Origin of the sequence: Pedobacter superstes (genome assembly GCF_037622515.1) — a bacterium.
GTDB lineage: Bacteria > Bacteroidota > Bacteroidia > Sphingobacteriales > Sphingobacteriaceae > Paradesertivirga > Paradesertivirga superstes.
The window spans coordinates 194,317-215,203 of the sequence record NZ_JBBJCN010000002.1; the positions used below are offsets into that span (position 1 = coordinate 194,317).

Annotated in this window: 18 protein-coding genes; 16 read left to right on the plus strand and 2 right to left on the minus strand. The window is 39.7% G+C overall.

The window, feature by feature from the left end:
- Positions 1-33: 33 nt before the first annotated feature.
- On the minus strand, positions 34-1,350 hold the full coding sequence (locus WG906_RS06230; protein ID WP_339991681.1) for a hypothetical protein: 1,317 nt from the start codon (positions 1,348-1,350) through the stop codon (positions 34-36).
- Between the two features lie 31 nt (positions 1,351-1,381).
- Positions 1,382-1,984, minus strand: coding sequence for a YceI family protein (locus WG906_RS06235; RefSeq protein ID WP_339991682.1), 603 nt, complete (start codon positions 1,982-1,984; stop codon positions 1,382-1,384).
- Between the two features lie 435 nt (positions 1,985-2,419).
- On the opposite strand from WG906_RS06235, the gene WG906_RS06240 reads away from it, so the two are divergent.
- The 16 genes from WG906_RS06240 to WG906_RS06315 all read left to right on the plus strand — a co-directional run bounded on the left by WG906_RS06240 (position 2,420) and on the right by WG906_RS06315 (position 20,879).
- Positions 2,420-2,896, plus strand: a complete 477-nt coding sequence (locus tag WG906_RS06240; RefSeq protein ID WP_339991683.1) for a 5-fold beta-flower protein — start codon at positions 2,420-2,422, stop codon at positions 2,894-2,896.
- A 55-nt stretch (positions 2,897-2,951) separates the two neighbouring features.
- Positions 2,952-3,452 carry a pyridoxamine 5'-phosphate oxidase family protein gene (locus WG906_RS06245; protein ID WP_339991684.1) on the plus strand — a complete coding sequence of 167 codons (501 nt, stop codon included), beginning with the start codon at positions 2,952-2,954 and terminating at the stop codon, positions 3,450-3,452.
- A 157-nt stretch (positions 3,453-3,609) separates the two neighbouring features.
- Positions 3,610-4,263, plus strand: a complete 654-nt coding sequence (locus WG906_RS06250; protein WP_339991685.1) for a hypothetical protein — start codon at positions 3,610-3,612, stop codon at positions 4,261-4,263.
- On the plus strand, positions 4,260-6,770 hold the full coding sequence (locus WG906_RS06255) for a cation-translocating P-type ATPase (protein ID WP_339991686.1): 2,511 nt from the start codon (positions 4,260-4,262) through the stop codon (positions 6,768-6,770). The genes WG906_RS06250 and WG906_RS06255 overlap by 4 nt, the downstream gene beginning before the upstream one ends.
- Before the next feature lie 157 nt (positions 6,771-6,927).
- A complete protein-coding gene (locus WG906_RS06260; RefSeq protein WP_339991687.1) occupies positions 6,928-7,290 on the plus strand; it encodes a universal stress protein in 363 nt (120 codons plus the stop codon).
- A gap of 35 nt (positions 7,291-7,325) precedes the next feature.
- Positions 7,326-8,405, plus strand: coding sequence for an efflux RND transporter periplasmic adaptor subunit (locus WG906_RS06265; RefSeq protein WP_339991688.1), 1,080 nt, complete (start codon positions 7,326-7,328; stop codon positions 8,403-8,405).
- A 4-nt stretch (positions 8,406-8,409) separates the two neighbouring features.
- Positions 8,410-9,669 (plus strand): ABC transporter permease, encoded by a 1,260-nt coding sequence (locus WG906_RS06270; RefSeq protein WP_339991690.1) that lies wholly within the window; start codon positions 8,410-8,412, stop codon positions 9,667-9,669.
- Between the two features lie 3 nt (positions 9,670-9,672).
- Positions 9,673-10,347, plus strand: a complete 675-nt coding sequence (locus WG906_RS06275) for an ABC transporter ATP-binding protein (RefSeq protein WP_339991691.1) — start codon at positions 9,673-9,675, stop codon at positions 10,345-10,347.
- Between the two features lie 239 nt (positions 10,348-10,586).
- Positions 10,587-12,986, plus strand: a complete 2,400-nt coding sequence (gene ppsA, locus WG906_RS06280; RefSeq protein ID WP_339991692.1) for a phosphoenolpyruvate synthase — start codon at positions 10,587-10,589, stop codon at positions 12,984-12,986.
- A 33-nt stretch (positions 12,987-13,019) separates the two neighbouring features.
- A complete protein-coding gene (locus tag WG906_RS06285; RefSeq protein ID WP_339991693.1) occupies positions 13,020-14,033 on the plus strand; it encodes a 2-hydroxyacid dehydrogenase in 1,014 nt (337 codons plus the stop codon).
- 18 nt (positions 14,034-14,051) lie between these two features.
- A complete protein-coding gene (locus tag WG906_RS06290) occupies positions 14,052-16,694 on the plus strand; it encodes a cation-translocating P-type ATPase (RefSeq protein WP_339991694.1) in 2,643 nt (880 codons plus the stop codon).
- Positions 16,695-16,881: 187 nt separating this feature from the next.
- Positions 16,882-17,526, plus strand: a complete 645-nt coding sequence (locus tag WG906_RS06295; RefSeq protein ID WP_339991695.1) for a Crp/Fnr family transcriptional regulator — start codon at positions 16,882-16,884, stop codon at positions 17,524-17,526.
- 101 nt (positions 17,527-17,627) lie between these two features.
- Positions 17,628-17,873 (plus strand): hypothetical protein, encoded by a 246-nt coding sequence (locus WG906_RS06300; RefSeq protein ID WP_339991696.1) that lies wholly within the window; start codon positions 17,628-17,630, stop codon positions 17,871-17,873.
- Between the two features lie 341 nt (positions 17,874-18,214).
- Complete coding sequence (locus WG906_RS06305) at positions 18,215-19,009, plus strand: sulfite exporter TauE/SafE family protein (protein ID WP_339991698.1); 795 nt, start codon at positions 18,215-18,217, stop codon at positions 19,007-19,009.
- An 80-nt stretch (positions 19,010-19,089) separates the two neighbouring features.
- Positions 19,090-20,508, plus strand: a complete 1,419-nt coding sequence (locus tag WG906_RS06310; protein ID WP_339991699.1) for an MBL fold metallo-hydrolase — start codon at positions 19,090-19,092, stop codon at positions 20,506-20,508.
- 47 nt (positions 20,509-20,555) lie between these two features.
- Positions 20,556-20,879 carry a rhodanese-like domain-containing protein gene (locus WG906_RS06315; RefSeq protein WP_339991700.1) on the plus strand — a complete coding sequence of 108 codons (324 nt, stop codon included), beginning with the start codon at positions 20,556-20,558 and terminating at the stop codon, positions 20,877-20,879.
- Positions 20,880-20,887: the final 8 nt, after the last annotated feature.

The following is a 20,887-nucleotide window of genomic DNA, read 5'->3' on the forward strand; positions in this document are numbered from 1 at the left end:
GAAATAACCCTGCATTCTATTGTGAAATACTGCCTAAAATCCTACTACGGCCTGTATTACATAACCTTTAAATTCGCCACCATTAAAGATGTTAGATGCTGGATAATCTTTGTGTTGTTGTTTCACATATTCACCTTTTAATAAGATATTATTAGTTAAGAACCAACCCGCACCGAAAGTTATGCGATCAACTTTCACATCCTGAGTATATGTAATGGGAGTTGCTCCTGTTACATTCATTGGCCTGTACTCTAAGACATTATATCTTGCGCCTACAAAAAAGTTCTCTGCAGCACCGATTCTGTAAACAGCATCAACGGCGTACTGAGTGGCTTTTCTATCATTTACTTCACTTCTGGTCCTTCCCTTAGCCATTTCGTAAGTCCCGAAAAGCTCCAGGCCATAAGCTTTAGCAAACCCACTCACCTGCACTGCGTCTACGCGTTTGCTAAAACCAGGACTAACCCGGCCTGATGTAAACTGATCTGCAGATTTACTTCCGACTTTCTCCAAAACCATAAAATAATTAGAACCAGTACGATCGCCAGCATAAAGAGTATTACCTCCGGAGCTTTTATTTCCATAATAAGACCCTGAAATACGAAGGCGAATACTCTGAGTTAATTGTTTATCGAAACCGGCTTTTAAATACACAGCAGGGGATTTGTGAATATCGCTATCCTGAGGAGTTGCTACAATGCTATCGATATTACCTTTTATCATACCGTTGGTAATACCTACCAAACCAAAGAAGCCGCTTTTCCGAACTAATACCTCACCACCAATTTCTGTTGTAAATGCATCCATTATGTAGTTTTCAGCAAAAGGGTTATAAAGCGTGTGACCACCATCCGATCTGCGGAAATGCTGATCCCCGTAATTGATTTCCATGTGCCCTACTTTAATGGTGGTAAGCTTCATGATATCATCCCAAATCTGACCTTTAAATGGAAGCCTGTCAAATTGAATATAACCTCCTTTAACCCAGGTTTCGTTGTGGTGACGAGATGACAAGTAGCTGGTTAAATTTAACCTGATACCTTCTGCAAGCTGAACGTCCATAAATAAATTAGCATTCGCTGTGTTGAACCCCGGAGTCATTTTGTACAGTCCGCCGGAAACATTCTTATGTTTCAGGCCCTGGAATGACTGTGTGAAACCAGCCCCCCATTGCACTTTTAGCCTGTCAAATATTGCATTTGTGTCTTTCGGAGCTTCGAAAACATTGATTCCTGTTTTATCGTAAGCGCGAAGGTTCGCTACGTCTGTTTGTGCCTTTAATACTATCGGACTCACAAGTGCAAGTATTAAGGCGGCTTTTTCGATGATGTTGGAAAATTGAGTTTTCATTTTTTTAGTATTTAAAATGAAAGTTTAGTGTTTAATTTTTTACTTTAAGTATAAAGTTGACTGTTACCGGATCAGCTACTTTCAATGCGCCCATCATAAAAGTTGGAGGCTTAATACTGTATTCGCTCATTTTAAGAACCTCAGACCCTTTGAAGGTGATTTCATCACCGTCAACGGTGTAAGAAGCTTGCAGGGTAACCGACTTTGTTACACCACCAATGGTTAAATTTCCCATCGCTTTAATTATTTTTTGCTTTGATTCTATGGTAGCATTAGTAAGCTTAAAGGTAATTTTATTAAACAGTTCGGCCTTCAATGCTTTATGTGCCCTTGTATTCAACAGATCGTCTTTCCCTTTTAAATTGGTAACCGGAAGGGCGAAGCTTAAAGCGGTAAGATCTTGCAGTTGGCTGCCATTCAGCACACATATTCCTTCACTGCTGAAACCGGTAGCACTCATTGTCCAATCATGAATATTTGAAGTACCGTCGACTTTTATTTGAGAGCCTGTCACGTTTTTAAAAGGAGTCTGCGCGTTTACCGTAAAAGCATTTAAGCCTATGGCTAGTAAAACGGCCAGGGTGAGTCCGAAGAATCTCGTTGTTTTGCCGGTATTGAAATTCGAAGTTTTCATAATTCTTCGTTCTATTTAATACTATGCAGGTTTCTATACAAAGGTATTATGGCAAAAAAGACTGTCGAATGATGTAGGGTCGAAAAAAAAGTGATTTTAAACACAAATTGAAAAATCTCAGTTAAAACACATTTGCGGACATTCAGAAGATATAGAAGAGACCGTCTGTCTAGTCCAAAGTCTCCTCGACTAGAAACGGGTTCTTGAGTAGTACCGCCAGGTTCTCCTGATTAATTAAAAATACTAAAAGGAAGACTCGAATAGATCGTTGTGTATTCATTACTGCCCTTTTCAGTTCTGGTACACATCCTATTGACGGAGGTGTTTTAACTTTTTTTTAAGTTCATATTACATTGATTAATATCATGTTATGATTTGATTTCTATTAATTATAATCGCATTTAGAAGTTCTACTTTTAATAAAATCAAAATGAAATGAAAACTCTATCCATATTCTTTTTAGCATTATTTACAGTAATTGCTGCAAATACTTTTAGCCAGGTAACCACGGGAACCGTTAAGGCAAAACAAATTAAACAAGATACAATAAAGACCCACAGGATTTTTATTGATGCGAAAGGTGGCATTCATGATCATGGCGGCACTAAGTTGGGATATATTGATAAGAACAACATCGCCTGGAACAATAAAGGCCAAAAAATATATTTTATTGATAAGAGCGGAAATGTTTTCGATGGGAAGGGAAAAAAACTTGGAAAAGCCAACAAGAATGGCACCTTCTATAACCTGCAAGGAGCAAGTGTTATCAAGACAAAGGATAAAGATCAGCAGATGTGTGAGATACTAGACTCAAAAGGACATATGCTAGGCACCGTGCATAAAAATTACAAATTACATTCGTGTGCATCTCACTGTTTTTTCTTAGATGAAAAGAATAAGAAGAAAAATTAAACGATTGGGAGAAAGAAATATGTCAACTGTCATGGTGTTTTATCTATTTTATTAGGTGAGTCTTTTTTTGGGACTAAAGGAGAATGAGATGCTGGTTGAATTGAACGAGAATGAAATTCAAGAGGTTTTGAAAATGAATTCTATTGGCCGTATCGGGTGTACTGATGGTGTTAATGTATATATCGTGCCCATTAATTACCTGTATGAACAGGATGCTGTTTTATGTTATTCGCTTGAAGGACTTAAAATAGATATGATGCGTAACCATCCTTCTGTATGTTTTGAAGTAGATGAGATCAACAATTCCTATCAATGGAAATGCGTGATTGCTAATGGTGTTTTTGAAGAAATAACCGGTGAAGAAGAACTTAGGCAGTTAATACCTCGCTATACGGAATATACACTTAGAGAGAGAGCAAGCTTACCTGCTTTATCCGAGACGGAAAATAAGGAGCACCAGAATAAAATTAATTCTGATCAGGTATTCTATAGAATTCGTTTCGAAAAAGTTTCCGGCCGTTTTGAGGGTGGCTTTTATAGTAATACCAAGAACTGAAGTTCGACATCAAGAAAATGTAAATCATTATATTCCATAAGACCTTCATATTAAAATCTTTAACGTATGGTAGGTAAAAAGTTTATGATATAAAATTGATTTCCATTTAATACTCTTATTAAAGGAATGAAATACCCGTAAAGATATTCGCAAACTAATGGAGGCGAACTTAAATAAAACAATCTATAAAGTTGGATTCTGGTCAGGAATTATTGCATTTACTGCAACAGTTGCATTCTTTATCGTTCAGATTCTCCAAGTTTTAGGAGTTCTTAAATATCCATGGGACGAAATATCCATATATGGATTTTCCCTTTGCATACCTATACCTTTCTTGCTTGAGGTGCTTGCACTTCACCATATAACACCATTCGAGAAAAAGTATTGGAGCCATGCGGCTCTTCTCTCTACAGTTATATATGTGGTATTTGTTACTGCAAATTATGTAGTTCAATTAGCAACGGTCATTCCTATGACGCTTAAAGGCAAAGCAGAGGAAATTGGTATTCTCATTCAAACTCCACACTCTCTCTTTTGGAATTTTGATGCAATTGGGTATATATTTATGGGTTTAGCCACTTTATTTGCAGTACCTGTATTTGAAAAAGAGGGTTTTCAAAAGTGGGTTAGATATATTTTTTTTGCTCATGGCCTGGTAACACCCTTGATTGCATTTGTGTATTTCTATCCAAACTTTTCTGATATACTACTTCTTATTGGTTTGCCCTGGGGATTTACAGCACCAGCATCCATGCTAGTACTTGCACTAATGTTTAAAAAGAATTTTGAAATAGAGAAACACAAAAAATGAGTTACCATAAAAGGACAATTCATTTAGGCAATATACAGGGATTACCTGTTCAGCAAGTTCCTGTTTTGCTCAAGCAGTTCGGTAAAAATATTTTTCATGCTGAACCTTCACGACGCTTCGTTCATATTGTTGGGGATATTGTGAAAGAACCGATGTTCATCCTTTTGCTTGTCGCCTGTTCTTTGTATTTTATTTTAGACGAGGTAAGTGAAGGTATTATGATGCTGGTGGCGATGGTTTTCGTGACAGCCATCTCACTGTATCAGGAAGTAAAAAGCAGCAACGCGTTAACCGCATTAAAGCAATTTTCTGAGCCAAAAGTCACAGTGATCAGGGATGGTAATGAATTAATTATTAATACAGAAGAACTTGTTCCCGGCGATATTATGCTATTGGAAGAGGGGATGAATATTCCTGCTGATGCCATCATTTTGCGGGAAAATGACTTTACGGTAAACGAATCCATTATCACCGGTGAATCTATACCGGCAGATAAAAATGAAACTGAAGGACATAATATACTATACCAGGGCACCACTATAAACAGTGGTAAATGTGTTGCGCAAGTAACAACAACTGGAAACAATACGGTTTTAGGTAAACTAGGTAAATCCATCGAAGCTTATCATTCACCAAAAACCCTGTTACAATTTCAAATTAACCAGTTTGTAAACCGTTTGGCATTGTTTGGACTGATTGGTTTTTTGATCATCTTTTTTGTGAATTACCTGCACCACCAGCAATTTGCTATCAGCTTACTATTCGCATTAACATTAGCCATGTCAGCAGTGCCTGAAGAAATACCCGTAGCGTTTTCTTCTTTTATGGCACTAGGGGCTTACAAGATGAGCAAGCTGGGAATTATCTCTCGTCAGCCGCAGATCGTAGAAAGCTTGGGTGCAGTAAGTGTGATCTGTCTGGATAAAACTGGCACCATCACTGAAAATAAAATGCAGGTGAAGACCATTTACAATTATGGTACTGATACTTTGATTGACTTAAGTGATACTACCCGATTCCAGATCGAAAATGTATTACGATATGGCGTACTGGCTAGCGAAACGGATCCTTTTGATGCAATGGAGAAGGCGATAGTGGATGCATATCACTTATTTGTTAAATCACCCGAGCAGTTAAATATGATATTTGAATATCCTTTGGAAGGTAGACCACCCATGATGACACATGTATATGAGCAAGATCATCTAAAAGTCGTAGCTGCTAAAGGAGCTGCGGAAAGGATTCTCCGTGTTTGCAGATTAAACGATCAGGATCAAAAGAAAATCACACGACTTATCAAATCAATGGCATCCAATGGCTACCGTGTTATAGGGGTAGCTAGTGCAGCATCTACAGAACAGGAGCTTCCGGCAGAACAGGATGATTTTAATTGGAAATTTGAAGGCTTGTTGGCCTTATATGACCCACCAAAGAAGAATATTCAGGAGGTGTTAAAGGGATTTTATGATGCAAAGATTGATGTAAAACTCCTTACCGGCGATCATCCTGAAACAGCTATCAACATTGCCGGACAAGTAGGCATCCGCAATCATCTTAAATATCTTACCGGGGAACAGGTTATGAATATGAAAGAAGATGAACTCATGCAGGCAGTAAAAAACATCAATATTTTCGCCCGCATGTTTCCTGATGCTAAATTAAAAGCAATTAATGCCTTAAAAGCTAATGGAGAAATTGCGGCCATGACCGGCGATGGTGTGAATGATGGCCCGGCTTTGAAATCAGCCAATATTGGTATCGCTATGGGAGCGAAAGGGACTGAAATTGCGCGACAGGCCGCTGATTTAATTATTACGGACGATAACCTGGAACGGATGGTAACTGCCATCCGGGAAGGTAGAAAAATATTCAGCAATCTGAAAAAAGGAGTCCGCTATATTATTTCTATTCACATACCGATCATTCTTATTGCATCCTTGCCAGTGATATTTGGGTGGATTTATCCTAACATCTTCACACCAATTCATGTGATTTTTCTGGAATTGATTATGGGCCCTACCTGTTCTATTTTTTTTGAAAAAGAACCTGCTGAAGAAAATATTCTGAAACAAAAGCCCCGCGAAAGAAACAGAGGTTTTTTTAACCGTGAAGAATTGCTCATAAGTATCATACAAGGAATTATTATTGCTGCGGGCACTTTGTTTTTGTATTACTATTTTATGAACAGCGGTGCCAGTATCGGTCAAACCAGAAATATTGTTTTTACAACACTGATACTAAGTAATGTATTTCTCACATTTGCCAATCGCTCTTTTACTCAAACCATTTATTATACAAGCCGGCATCGAAATAATCTGGCTTATTTCATCCTTATTATCTCTTCTTTCTTCCTGATATCTCTGCATTTTGTTCCTTTTGTTCGTAATCTGTTTCAATTAGCGACTATAACTCAAAGTCAATTCTGGCTTTGCATTGGCGTAGCATTCATTAGTGTGATGTGGTTCGAAGTTTATAAGACTGGCCGAAAGAGCTTGAATGGGAAGTAGTTTTATTATAGATGTTAATCACTCAGCCGATTGATGTTGGTCATTATTTTTTCCAGCCCAGTAAGATATATTTGTTCTGAATCAGAATAACGCGAACGGCAAACCTATGAAAATATTTTTGAACGACCGGGATCCTGCTCATTCTTAAGTATTATCTATGAAAAATATATTAGTACCCACCGACTTCTCCCCTTGCGCTACTAATGCCCTTGATTTTGCTGTTCAACCAGCCAAAGTTTTTCAGACTGATATTATTTATATAATGCCTCATACACTTCTTCTCAGGGGTAATATCTACCCCCGTGGGTCTATTGATTGTCATTATCCCGAAGTTAAATTACGGCTATTGAAAGGTGATCCCGAAAATGAAATAGGTAATTATCTTAAGAACGAGCAGGATATTACAGTGGTATTAGGAACTTACCAGCGGAGCATGGTGTCGAGTTGGTTTAAAAGTAGCTTGGCTGATAGTTTAATGGAGGAATGCAATGTCGCCTTATTTATTGCACATTATAAGTAGAAATCTATTAGTGGTAAAGTGTTTATAAGGTCAATATGCGGAAGAAAATAATTCTGGCGTTGATACCTTTTCTCATCCTTTGTACCAAAAAAAGGGAAAGGACAAAACTAGTAGTAAGCAGTATAACAGAATCTGTATATGCATCAGCCATTGTTGAGGCAGAAGATCAGTACAACGTGTTTTCGAAAGCAAGTGGGATATTAAAAGAAGTGCGGGTAAAGCCCGGAGAATCAGTAAAGCCCGGAGATGTGTTGTTTGTATTGGATAACAGAGTGGCTTTGCTAAATATTGAAAACTCCAGGCTAACATTAGAGAGAAGTAAAGAAAATACACTCAAAAGATCAGAAAAAATAGCAGAACAGGAAACTGCTGTCAAGCTTGGTAAAGAACGGTACTTGCTCGACTCCGCCTTGTATTACCGCCAAAATCAGTTATGGAATCAAAAGGTTGGAACGTTGCTGGAACTCGAGCACAGGCGTTTAGCATTTATAAATTCAAAGAGTAATTATCAGACCTCCCTGTTGAAGCTAAAGGATATTAAAGAGCAGCTAAATGACGATTTAAGCAAAAGCAGGGTTAACTATAATATCAACCGGTCGCTTGCCGAAGATTATATTATCAGAAGCGCTGTTGGGGGAACAGTATTTAATGTTTTTTATGAAGAGGGAGAATTAATTACACCACAGGCAGCAATTGCCGTGGTTGGACGAACAAACCGATTTGTGCTGGAGATGAATGTGGACGAAAATGATATCGCCAAAATACGAAGGGGGCAACAAGTTGAATTAACCATGAATAGTTATAAAGGACGAGTTTTCGAAGCCCGGGTAACTGATATTTTTCCAATGATGGATGAAACTACCCGCACGTTCAAAGTGAAAGGTACGTTCATAGACCCTCCTGAAAAGCTGTATCCAAATCTTACAGCCGAGGCCAACATTATAATACAGAGTAAGAAGAGAGCTTTAATTATTCCACGAAATTATTTAATTGGGAATAAGTGGGTCTTACTGGCGAAGGATCGAAAGCAAGAGGTGAAAACGGGCCTGATGGATTTTCAAAAAGTAGAAGTGATAAGTGGAATAGATAGCAGCCAATACATTTACAAACCCTGATGTTATGAATGTAAAACTTCTTTTTACAATTGCATTTTCTATCCTTCGGGCGCGTTTAAAGCAATCTATAGTAGCTGCCGCCGGCGTTACTTTTGGCATTGCTGCATTCGTTGCCCTTGTAAGTTTTATGTCGGGTTTGAACGACCTTCTTGATAACCTTATCATTAACAGAACGCCCCATGTTTATTTTTATAATGAGATAAGGCCTTCTGAAAAACAGCCAATGGATCTCTCTGGAAAATTTTCAGGATATCAGCATTTTATCCATTCAATAAAGCCTAAAGATGAAGGGCTGGAGCTTTATAACAGCCAAAAAATAATCAAGCAATTGAAGTCTGACAGTCGGGTGATGGATGTTGCGGCCAAGGTAACCGTACCTGTTTTTTTCAATGCGGGAGATATCAAAATAACCGGTATAATTAACGGGATTAATGCTACCGTAGAAGATAAGCTTTTTGCCTTATCAGATTATGTTATAGAAGGAACTGTGGAAGATTTGAATGTCGGCACTAACTATATCTTAATAGGAAGAGGCATAGCAAATAAACTTTTGGTAGACACCGGAGACATGATTCAGGTAAGCAATTCAAATGGTATCAAAACCAGATTAAAAGTAGCAGGACTGATTCAGTTTGGTTTGGCAGAATTAGATGATACCCAAAGCTATGTTTCCCTTTCAACAGCACAGAAAATAGAAAACAAATCGGCAAATTACATTACCGGAATACAGGTAAAGCTTTTTGATATGGAATTGGCCCCGGCAGTTGCAGGAGAGTACAGCTCTTTATTTGATATAGATGCCATTGATATTAAAACCGCAAATGTTCAGTTTGAAACCGGAAGTAGTATAAGAAGTATTATTTCCTATGCCGTAGGAATTACGCTTTTAACTGTAGCGGGTTTTGGTATCTACAACATATTAAACATGCTGATTTACGAAAAAATGGATTCCATTGCCATTTTAAAGGCAACCGGCTTTTCTGGAAATGACGTTAAATGGATTTTTGTTTTGCTGTCGGTTGTTATAGGTGCTGTGGGTGGCGTGTTTGGTTTGATACTTGGATACGCGATTTCTGTTATTATCAGTCATATAACTTTCGAAACACAGGCCTTACCAACGATAAAAACATTTCCGGTGAATTTTGATGCCGCATACTACTATATAGGCATATCTTTCGCCCTCATTACTACTTATGTTGCCGGCCTTTTTCCTGCCAAAAAAGCAGCTGATGTGGATCCCGTTGTTATAATACGTGGTAAATAATTTATGGAAACAGTATTGCAAACAGTGTCAGTTAATAAATATTTTTTTGATCCTGTACAGTCAAAAGTCCTTACAGATATTTCCCTTGATATAGAAAAAGCAAGTTTTGTTTCTATTATGGGTAAATCCGGTTGTGGCAAATCTACCCTGCTTTACATATTATCTACCATGGATACCGATTACGAGGGAGAGTTATACATTGAGGGGGAGCCGCTACACGACAAAAACAACCCTAGCCTTGCACGTGTAAGAAACGAAAAGGTTGGATTTGTATTCCAATTTCATTATCTGATTCAGGAATTTAATATTCTTTGGAATGTAATGTTGCCAGGTATGAAACTTGGCAAGTACAGCCAGCAGGAAATTGAATACCGTGCAATGTTTCAATTAAAAAAGCTGAGTGTTGATGACCAGGCTTATAAGTTTCCGAATCAATTAAGCGGCGGACAAAAACAGCGTGTTGCCATTGCGCGTGCCCTGATAAATGATCCCCTGATAATCATGGGAGATGAGCCAACCGGGAATCTTGACAAAAAGAATAGCGATATTGTTTTTGATATTTTTAAAAGCCTGTCCACAGAGAATAAGCAAACTATTTTAGTGGTAACACACGATCCTGATTTCGCAAAAAAAACCTCGCGTGTTATTGAAATGGATGATGGTAAAATTGTCACCTAGAAGTAATTGCTAAGCTGTCTGATATACCCCAAAGAGCAAAAGAACGAGAATCTTAAAATAGATACACGACGAGAATCAGATACCTGTTTGATTATGGTTACCCTCTTTTTTTTAGAATAATAATCAAATTACACTTGCATTAGCCTTGTAAATGAAAAGATTTATCCAGGGCAATTTACACTCGTTTTAGCGTTCTGGAAGTCCGTTAAACTCCCCTTGAGGGTCTAAATAAATAAACAATGAAACCATACATCCTTCCTTTTGAAAAAATTGATCTTACACATCTGCCGGAAGTAGGTGGTAAAAATGCATCGCTGGGCGAAATGTTTAATAACCTTAAGCCTTTGGGCGTTGAAGTGCCGGACGGTTTTGCTATAACAGTGGAAAGTTATCGCTTTTTTCTTTCTCACAACGAGCTTGCAGAAAGACTCCGGAAATTACTGAATGCTGTTGATAGTCAATCGCTTTCTAATCTTCCGGAAATAGCCCAACAATGCAGAACCCTGGTTACTAATGCGGTGTTTCCTGATGAAGTGAAAAAAGAAATTACTCAGGCCTATTATCAATTGTCGGGCGTTCAAAACACATTGTCGGTTGCAGTACGCAGCAGTGCTACGGCAGAAGACTTGCCCACTGCCAGTTTTGCCGGTCAGCATGATTCATTTCTGAATATAAAAGGCGACGAAAACTTGCTTGATGCGGTACATAAATGTTATATCTCATTATTTAACGACCGGGCTGTGAAATATCGCATTGACAATGGCTTTGACCACATGCAGGTAGGATTGTCTGTAGGCGTGCAGCATATGGTTCGTTCAGATAAAGGTTGCGCCGGTGTAATTTTCACCCTGGATCCGGAAAGTGGATTTAAGAATGCTGTTTACATAACCGGAGCCTGGGGGCTTGGAGAGAATGTAGTTCAGGGCGCCGTAAATCCTGATGAGTACTGGGTGTTTAAACCAACACTTCAACAGGGGAAGAATGCCATCATTGGACGGAAAAAGGGAGAAAAAGAACATACGATGGTCTATGATGAAACGGCTGAGACAGGAAGATCTATAAAAAATGTAGAAACTCCTTTGTATAAAAGTACGGCCTGGATTTTATCAGATACCGAAGTGTTAGAATTAGCCAAATGGAGCTATGAAATTGAAAAACATTATGCCTTGCCTATGGATATTGAGTGGGCTAAAGATGGTATCGATAATAAAATTTACATTCTTCAGGCAAGGCCGGAAACAGTTCATTCTCACAAAGAACATGTCAAAATTGAGAGCTACAAGTTAAAAGAAAATGGAAAGATACTTTGTAAAGGCAAGGCGGTAGGCAAGAAAATAATCAGTGGTCGTGCTTGTATTATCCATTCCCTGAACGAAGCACCTAAATTGCAGCCAGGTGATATACTGATTGCAGATAATACCAATCCCGACTGGAATTCACTCTTACGCAAAGCAGTTAGTATTGTAACAAACAAAGGTGGGCGCACTAGTCATGCATCTATTGTAGCACGTGAGTTAGGTATAGCAGCTATTGTGGGCACAGGTAATGCAACACAGGTAATTCATGACGGGCAAATGATCACCGTAGCTAATGCAGAAGGCGATGAAGGAAATGTGCTGGACGGAGATGTACCATTTGAAGTACTTACTACCGACTTATCAAAAGTGCCGGAAGTAGAAACAACTCCTTTATTTATACTGGCCGACCCGGACCGGGCATTTGAATTATCACATTACCCTGCAAAAGGTGTTGGCTTGTTAAGGATGGAATTTATTATCAATAACAGTATCCTAATTCACCCGATGGCATTAGTGCAGTTTAATCAACTGCCGGAAGGCCCGGTGAAAAATTCCATTGCGCAAATCACGGCAGGCTTCAGAAGCAAAACCGGGTACTTTGTTGATCATTTGTCGGAGGCCATTGCAAAAGTAGCCGCGGCGTTTCATCCCAATGAGGTGATCTTAAGAATGAGCGATTTTAAATCAAATGAGTACGCTTCACTCGTTGGCGGCCAATATTATGAGCCTAAAGAAGAAAATCCCATGATTGGTTTTCGGGGAGCATCGCGCTATTACGATCCCCGTTATTTACCTGGTTTTGGTCTGGAATGTGAAGCTGTTCTGAAAGTACGAAATGAAATGGGTTTATCGAATGTAAAAGTGATGATCCCATTTTGCCGGACTGTACAAGAAGCTGAAAAAGTTTTACAGACAATGGAATCGTTTGGGTTAAAACGTGGCGAAAATGGATTAGAAGTATACATGATGGTTGAAATACCCAGCAATGTAATATTAGCTGATAAGTTCGCTAAATTATTTGATGGATTTTCCATTGGATCGAATGACCTCACACAATTAACGCTGGGACTTGATAGGGACTCTGATATTGTAAGCCATTTATTTGACGAAAACAATGAAGCGGTAACCACCCTGATCTCACAAGCTATTAGAGCCGCAAAAAATGCAGGTATCAAAATAGGCTTGTGTGGCCAGGCTCCCAGCGATTTTCCAGAGTTCTCACAATTCCTGGTAAGCGAGGGGATTGATACAATTTCCTTTACGCCTGATGCATTGATCAAAGGAATAGAAAACATTGCGGAGGCCGAAAATAAGGTTCATGCAATTCTGGATAGTATTTAAAATCTTGAAGCCAATTCTCAAAAACTAAGCAAGATGAAAGTCCTCATTTATAGCACAAAAGATTTCGAACGCTCCTATTTGATCAGTGCAAATAAAATGAAGCATGAGTTGACCTGTGTAACCGAAGCGCTAAGTCTTGAAACTGCAGCGTTGGGACAAGGGTTTGAAGCTGTAGTAGTTTTTACGGGAGATGATATATCGACAGCAGTGGTTGAAAAGCTAAATAAAGTTGGGGTTAAGTACATCGCTGTAAGAGCAGTGGGCTATGACAATGTAGATATTAAAAGAGCCGGAGAATTGGGAATGAAAGTAGCCAATGTCCCTGAATATTCGCCATACGCCATTGCCGAACACACCATAGCGCTGATTCTAGCTCTGAACAGGAAATTAATTCTGGCGGATAAGCAGGTGCATAATTTGAATTTTAAAGTTGATAACCTTGTGGGATTTGACCTACATCAGAAAACTGTTGGAATTATAGGTACCGGAAAGATTGGAAGTGTTGTGGCTAAAATTCTGAATGGTTTTGGCTGCCGTTTATTGGGGTATGATCTTTACGAGAATAAAGAACTAATCGAGAAATATAACCTGGAATATGTTGATTTAAAAACCATATGCCGGTTATCTGATATTATATCCTTGCATACGCCCCTTAATTCCGCTACGAAATATTTAATCGATAAAAAAGTGCTGGATATCATGAAAACCGGTGTTATGATAATCAATACATCAAGGGGCGCCGTAATTAATACAGAACACATTATAGTGGCTTTAGAGAATGGTAAAATCGGATATTTAGGATTAGATGTGTACGAGCGTGAGAAAGGAATTTTCTTTTATGATCATTCCCTCCAACCGCTAAAAGATGAAGTATTGAAAAAGCTAATGAGTAATCCAAATGTTATAATTACGCCTCACCAGGCTTTTGCCACCAAAGATGCTTTAGAAAATATTGCCAATACCACTTTTTACAATATTGATAGTTGGGCGCAGAAAAAAAAGTCTGATAACGAATTAACCCCTGAGGTTTATGCGGAGCACGTTTAAGCCAACCAGATAAAATAAATGTCGAACGAGAAACATTCATCTCCACACGAAAGCAGGAACTGGTACAAATTAAGTATAAGGGAAGTTTTCGAATCGCTTGGAACCTCTCCGAAAGGTTTAACTAAAGCAGCGGCGGATGAAAAACTCACCCAATTTGGGCCCAACGAATTACTGGAAGGTAAAAAAAAAAGCATAGGAGGTATATTGCTGGCGCAGTTTAAAGATCTGATGATTTTGATCTTACTGACAGCAGCTATCATTTCAGGAATAATAGGAGATCTTACAGACACCATTGTCATCCTTGTGATTGTAATCTTGAATGCGGTAATTGGTTTTACTCAGGAATACCGTGCGGAGAAAGCCATGCAAGCATTAAAGCATATGGCTATTACCCAGGCCAGAGTACTCCGCGATGGAAGGATTACCCGGTTGCCTGCTACGGAATTGGTGCAAGGGGATGTAGTATTGTTAGAAGCCGGACAGGCCGTTCCGGCAGATGTGCGCGTCATTGAATCTATTAATTTAAAAATCGAAGAAGCATCCTTAACCGGCGAATCACAAACCATAGACAAAACTACCTTTCCGCTTGAAGAAGACGAACTACCGCTAGGTGACCAGAAGAACATGGCATTCAAAGGTACGTTTGTTGCGCACGGACGCGGTACCGGGGTAGTAATCGCCACGGGAATGGAAACAGAACTGGGTCGCATAGCTAAAATGTTGCAGGAAGATGAAATGCAAACTCCCCTGCAAGAACGCATGGCCGCATTTGGAAAAAAACTATCTGTACTGGTCCTGTTTTTATGTGTCTTGTTTTTTGTCGCAGGATGGTGGCGGGGAGAAGATCTAACAAAAATGGTGCTTACCAGTATTTCACTTGCAGTTGCGGCCATTCCCGAAGCATTACCTGCCGTTATTACTATTTCCCTGGCCCTGGCTGCTAAAAGAATGATCCGCTATAACACTTTGATCCGAAAATTACCGGCGATAGAAACCCTGGGTTCAGTTACTTATATCTGTTCCGATAAAACAGGTACGCTTACTAAAAACAAAATGTATGTGGAGCAGGTGTTTGTAAACGGGCAACTGCACGAAGTAACGGCGTTATCATCCATTAAACAACAACAGGAAGTATTGTTCTTGCTACATGCATTTGCTTTAAATAATGATGCGTTAGAAGACGATGAAAAAAACATCAAAGGCGATAGTACTGAAATTGCTTTGATGGAAGTTGCAAGGGAACTAGATGTATCAGCAGATAGTTGGCCACGGCTGGCAGAAATTGCTTTTGATGCCGACAGGAAACTTATGAGTACTTTCCATAGCTATAACCATAAAATTATTTCTTTCACTAAAGGTGCACCGGATATTTTACTGGAACAATGTGTAGATATTAACACCCTTGGTTTGCAACAACAGGTGGATGAGATGGCAGCTAAAGGTCAGCGGGTATTAGGATTTGCCTATCGCTACTGGGATGAATTACCCGAGAGTCCTTCCAGTGAGTTTCATGAAACCGATTTGCATTTTTTAGGTTTGGCGGGCATGATAGATCCGCCAAGGGAAGAAGTATCTGACGCTGTAGATCAATGTAAAACTGCGGGAATTGTTCCCGTCATGATCACCGGAGATCATCCGCTTACAGCAAAAAATATTGCGCAACGTATTGGAATTTTAGACAAGGAAGATGACATCGTAATAACCGGCCAACAACTGGCAGCTTTAGATGATGATCACCTTTTAGCGGAAGTTGAAATGATTAAGGTATATGCCCGTGTTTCGCCTGAACAAAAATTGCGGATTGTGAAGGCTTTACAGCAAAAAGGGCATTATGTAGCAATGACGGGGGATGGAATAAACGATGCCCCTTCCTTAAAAAGGGCGAACATTGGAATTGCCATGGGCGTAACCGGGACAGATGTCTCTAAAGAAGCTGCTCACATGATTTTGCTGGATGATAATTTTTCGACCATTATAAAAGCAATAAAAGAAGGGAGGAGGATTTATGACAACATTCTAAAATTTATCAAATACCTGATGACAACCAATTCCAGTGAATTGTGGACTTTATTGATAGGGCCTATAGTAGGTTTGCCGGTTGCGCTGTTGCCTATACATATTTTATGGATAAACCTGGTATCTGATAGCTTACCTGCTATTTCACTATCCTTTGAAAAAGCCGAAAAAGATATTATGGAAAGACCTCCACGACCACCTCAACAAAGTATTTTTGCCAATGGCAGAGGCTTTCATATGATATGGGTAGGTATGCTTATGGGGGCTGTTGCCTTGTTTATGCAAAGTTGGGCTGTTAAAAACGGCCTGCCATGGCAAACCATTGTTTTTAATGTTTTATGCCTGAGCCAGATGGGACATGTATTAGCAATCCGTTCAGAAACGCAGTCTTTCTTTAGCATTGGTATATTCTCCAATAAACTGATGATTTGGTCCGTATTTTTAGTGTTGGTTTTACAATCCGTTGTAACCTATACTCCTTTATTACAGCCTATTTTTCATACAAAAGCGCTTTCGGTAAAAGAGTTTTTAGCGGTTGGTGCTGCTTCATCTTTGGTCTTTTTTGCAGTTGAAATTGAAAAAACAATTTTCAGGAGGAGAAAGATCAGAACAGGTAGAGCACTTAAATTGAATGGAATTAGCTAAGTGTTGTTTAAACTATGCAGGGACTTCAGGAAGAACCGGAACTATAAATTAAATGAAATTTACTTGTATAGCCCTCTTACAATTGACACTTGCGGAGTATATAGTAGTCTGCGATTAATCAAGTAATCCCTGGTACAGCTATTGACAAACGCCTTCTGTGCTCAGGGTATTTCTCTTAACTTTGTGTATGGCCGATGCATTAACAATACCCCAGTATATCAACCAATTTTTTCCCCAGTTTGAACCATCCCTAAAAGAAAAGCTGATTGCTAATTGTTCTATTAAAAGCTTTGAGGCCGGAGAAATTTTAATGACCCCGGGACAATACTTTCGTTCTACCATGCTTATTGTGGAGGGGCGGGTGAAACTTTACCGTCAGGGCGAGGACGGAGGAGAGTTCTTTATGTATTACATCGAACCCGGAGGGGCTTGTGCTCTATCTATGATATGTGCAGCGAAACAAGAAACAAGTGAGGTAATGGCAAAAGCAGTAGAAAATACCGTGGCTTTACTTATCCCGATTCAGTTGATGGATGAGCTGATGAAGGAATACAAAACCTGGTATTACTTTGTGCTGGAAACATATCGCAGGCGTTACGAAGAACTGCTTCTAATGGTGGATAATATCGTATTTAAAAGCATGGATCAACGCCTCGAATTTTATCTGAAACAACAGTACGAGAAGTTACACACCCGCGAGCTGAACATTACCCACCAGGAGATTGCTAACGATTTAAGTACCTCTCGTGAAGTGATTTCCCGTTTATTAAAGAAAATGGAGCAGCGCGGGGATCTGCTGTTGCATCGGAACTATATAGAATGGAAAAGATAACACCAATTTTAGCTTCCTTAACACTTAATTTCCTTTGTGACAATTGTCACAATGATTACTTCCTATTCTACTGACCTTTATGCAGGGAAAACATGATAGAAATGGAAACACTTCGGAAAAAAATATTCATAGGCTGGAGTTTCATGAGGTGGCTAAGGCTGGCAATGGGGCTAACTGTTGCCTATCAGGCTTTCGAATTACAAAACGTATTGCTTGGCATCTTGGCATTTTTATTTATTTTCCAAGCCCTGGCAAACGCGGATTGCTGCGGAACGAGCGCTTGCAATAGAGCTCCGGCAAGGCAAAAATCTAACAGAACACAGGAAATTGATTTTAAAGAGTTTTAAGATAGATAAGAAAGGGAGAAAGAGATGTCTACGTCTTTTGAAATCATCTGCACCCATCGCTTGATCTGACAGTTGTTAGCTTTTAAAAATTGTCTGGCCAAAAAAGCCTTTAACTCAATATATCATCAGGGCGAATTTAGATAAAATGCGAATGGGCCTTTTGGTATCTAAGCATCATGGGGTATTAAAAGCATTTTGTCCTGCGTCACCAGCCCCTGATAGTATACTTCCTCGCGCCAGCTACCGCATTTCCACATTCCTTTAGTCAACCGGATCCCTGTGACTTTTGTCACAAACTCCCTGATTTCAAAGCATGACCTTTGATGTCTCAAAACAAAATAATGGAACTACTAGGATATATTGCGTCGGCGTTAATTGGAATTTCTCTGGGTCTTATCGGTGGCGGCGGGTCTATTCTTACAGTGCCGGTTATGGTGTATCTGTTTGGAGTACAGCCCCTGTTAGCAACCTCTTACTCACTTTTTATTGTTGGTTCGACCAGTCTCATCGGTTCTTTCGACAATTTCCGTAAGGATCTGGTGAATTTAAAAGCGCTTGCGTTTTTCGGTGCAGCTTCAGTAATCACTGTATTTGCAACCAGAAAATTTCTTGTGCCGATCATTCCCAAAGAAATAATTACTATCGGAGGCTTTACAATTACAGAGTCGTTCCTCACAATGGTTCTTTTTGGATTATTAATGCTCGTAGCATCTATTAGCATGATTCACGATAAATCTGGTGCCGGACCTGAAAAGGAATGTTCAGACTGCATTAAATTTTTCAAGTTACTTGGCTATGGCATTAGTATCGGATTGGTCACGGGTTTGCTCGGTGCAGGTGGCGGCTTTCTTTTAATTCCCGCCCTGGTGTTCTTAATCAAGCTACCGATGAAAAAGGCGATTGGAACATCGCTAGCAATTATAGCCATGAATTCTCTGTTCGGCTTTGCCGGTGATCTCGGACACTTCAACATCGACTGGACATTTCTCCTTACCATCACGGCAATTGCCGTAGCCGGGATATTCGTAGGCGGCTTTTTGAGCAAAAAGGTACCAGCCGAAAGGCTTAAAAAAGGCTTTGGCTGGTTCGTGTTGCTAATGGGTATTTACATCATTTTCAAGGAAATAAGTGGTTAAACCCTTTTGTAACAAAAGTCACCGTCAGGGCTTTCAAAGAACCCGAAATTTGTACTATCAAAATAAAAAACAATAAAAATATGATCATCGAACAGATTTACACCGGATGTTTAGCACAGGGTGCTTATTATATCCAATCAGGCAATGAAGCTGCGATTATAGATCCTTTGCGCGAAGTTGGTCCGTATATAGAAAAAGCCAAAATGAATGGGGCGATTATTAAGTATGTATTTGAGACGCATTTCCATGCTGATTTTGTCTCAGGGCACGTTGATCTTTCAAAACAAACCGGCGCTCCCATTATCTACGGACCGAAGGCCAACCCGAGCTTCGAAGCTTACATTGCAAAAGATAATGAGGAATTTAAAATTGGCAAATTAACCATCAAAGTACTCCATACTCCCGGTCATACCATGGAATCAACTTCTTATTTACTAATAGACGAGCATGGAAAAGAAACCGCCCTGTTTTCGGGAGATACGCTGTTTATCGGCGACGTGGGGCGACCAGATCTTGCTCAAAAAGCAGCCCATATGACTCAGGAGCAGCTTGCTGGAACTCTTTTCGACTCCTTAAGGAGCAAGATTATGCCTTTAAGCGACGACATTATCGTTTATCCGGCCCACGGTGCTGGTTCAGCCTGTGGCAAGAATATGAGTAAGGAGACCACGGATACGCTTGGTAATCAGAAGAAAACCAATTATGCTTTAAGGGCGAACATGACAAGAGAGGAATTCGTTAAAGAGGTAACCCACGGTCTTACTCCTCCGCCAGCATACTTTCCTTTAAATGTGAAACTGAATAAGGAAGGTTACGAAAGTTTTGAGTCCGTGTTGAGGAAAGGAACCCAGGCTTTAGACCCCGACGCTTTTGAGGCTGCAGCCAACGAAACCGGAGCATTGCTTCTTGATACCCGCGATCCTCAGACATTCTCTCAGGGATTTGTACCGAATTCAATCAATATCGGGATCGATGGAAGTTTCGCTCCCTGGGTTGGAACCTTAATACCAGACATCAAACAAGAATTACTCATCATTATGGATGAAGGCCGCGAAGAAGAGGTGGTGACCCGCTTAGCCAGAGTTGGTTATGATAACGCGATTGGATACTTGAAAGGCGGAATTGAAGCCTGGAAAGCTGCAGGCAAAGAGGTAGATCAGATTGAGTCCATCACGCCGGAAGAGCTGGCCGAAAGAGTAGCAAAAGGGGCCGAAGTCAATATACTGGATGTGCGCAAAAACACCGAGCACTATTCAGAACATCTGATCGGTTCAGAAAACGCTGCTCTTGACTACGTCAATGAGACTATGACTCAGGTTGATAAAAATAAGCCATACTATGTGCATTGTGCTGGTGGTTATCGCTCTATGATTTTCAACTCTATATTAAAGGCAAGAGGATACGATAACCTGATAGACATCAAAGGCGGATTTAAGGCGCTGAAGGAATCTGGTAAGTTCAGGGTAAGCCCTTATGTATGTGCAAGCACTATGGCATAGCCTTCAATAATAATAATTTAATCATAAATAATTTAAATACATTAGTTATGTTCGGTAGCTTTTTTTCAAAGAAGGAAAACGATTTAGACGGAAAAACTTTCAGACAGATGTTTGCAGAAACAGGTAATGCAGAACTTATTGATGTGCGAACATCCGGAGAATTTGCATCCGGTACAATTAAGGGAGCTAAAAATATGGACTTGATGTCTGCTGACTTTCAGACCCAGGTGCAGAAACTGGATAGCAAGAAAACCTACTTCCTGTTCTGCCGGAGCGGCAACAGAAGTGGAAACGCAGCATCCCTGTTCGAAAAGCATGGATTAAAATCATACAATTTAGTTGGCGGTACCGGAGCATGGCCAGCTTCATAATTCTGAAA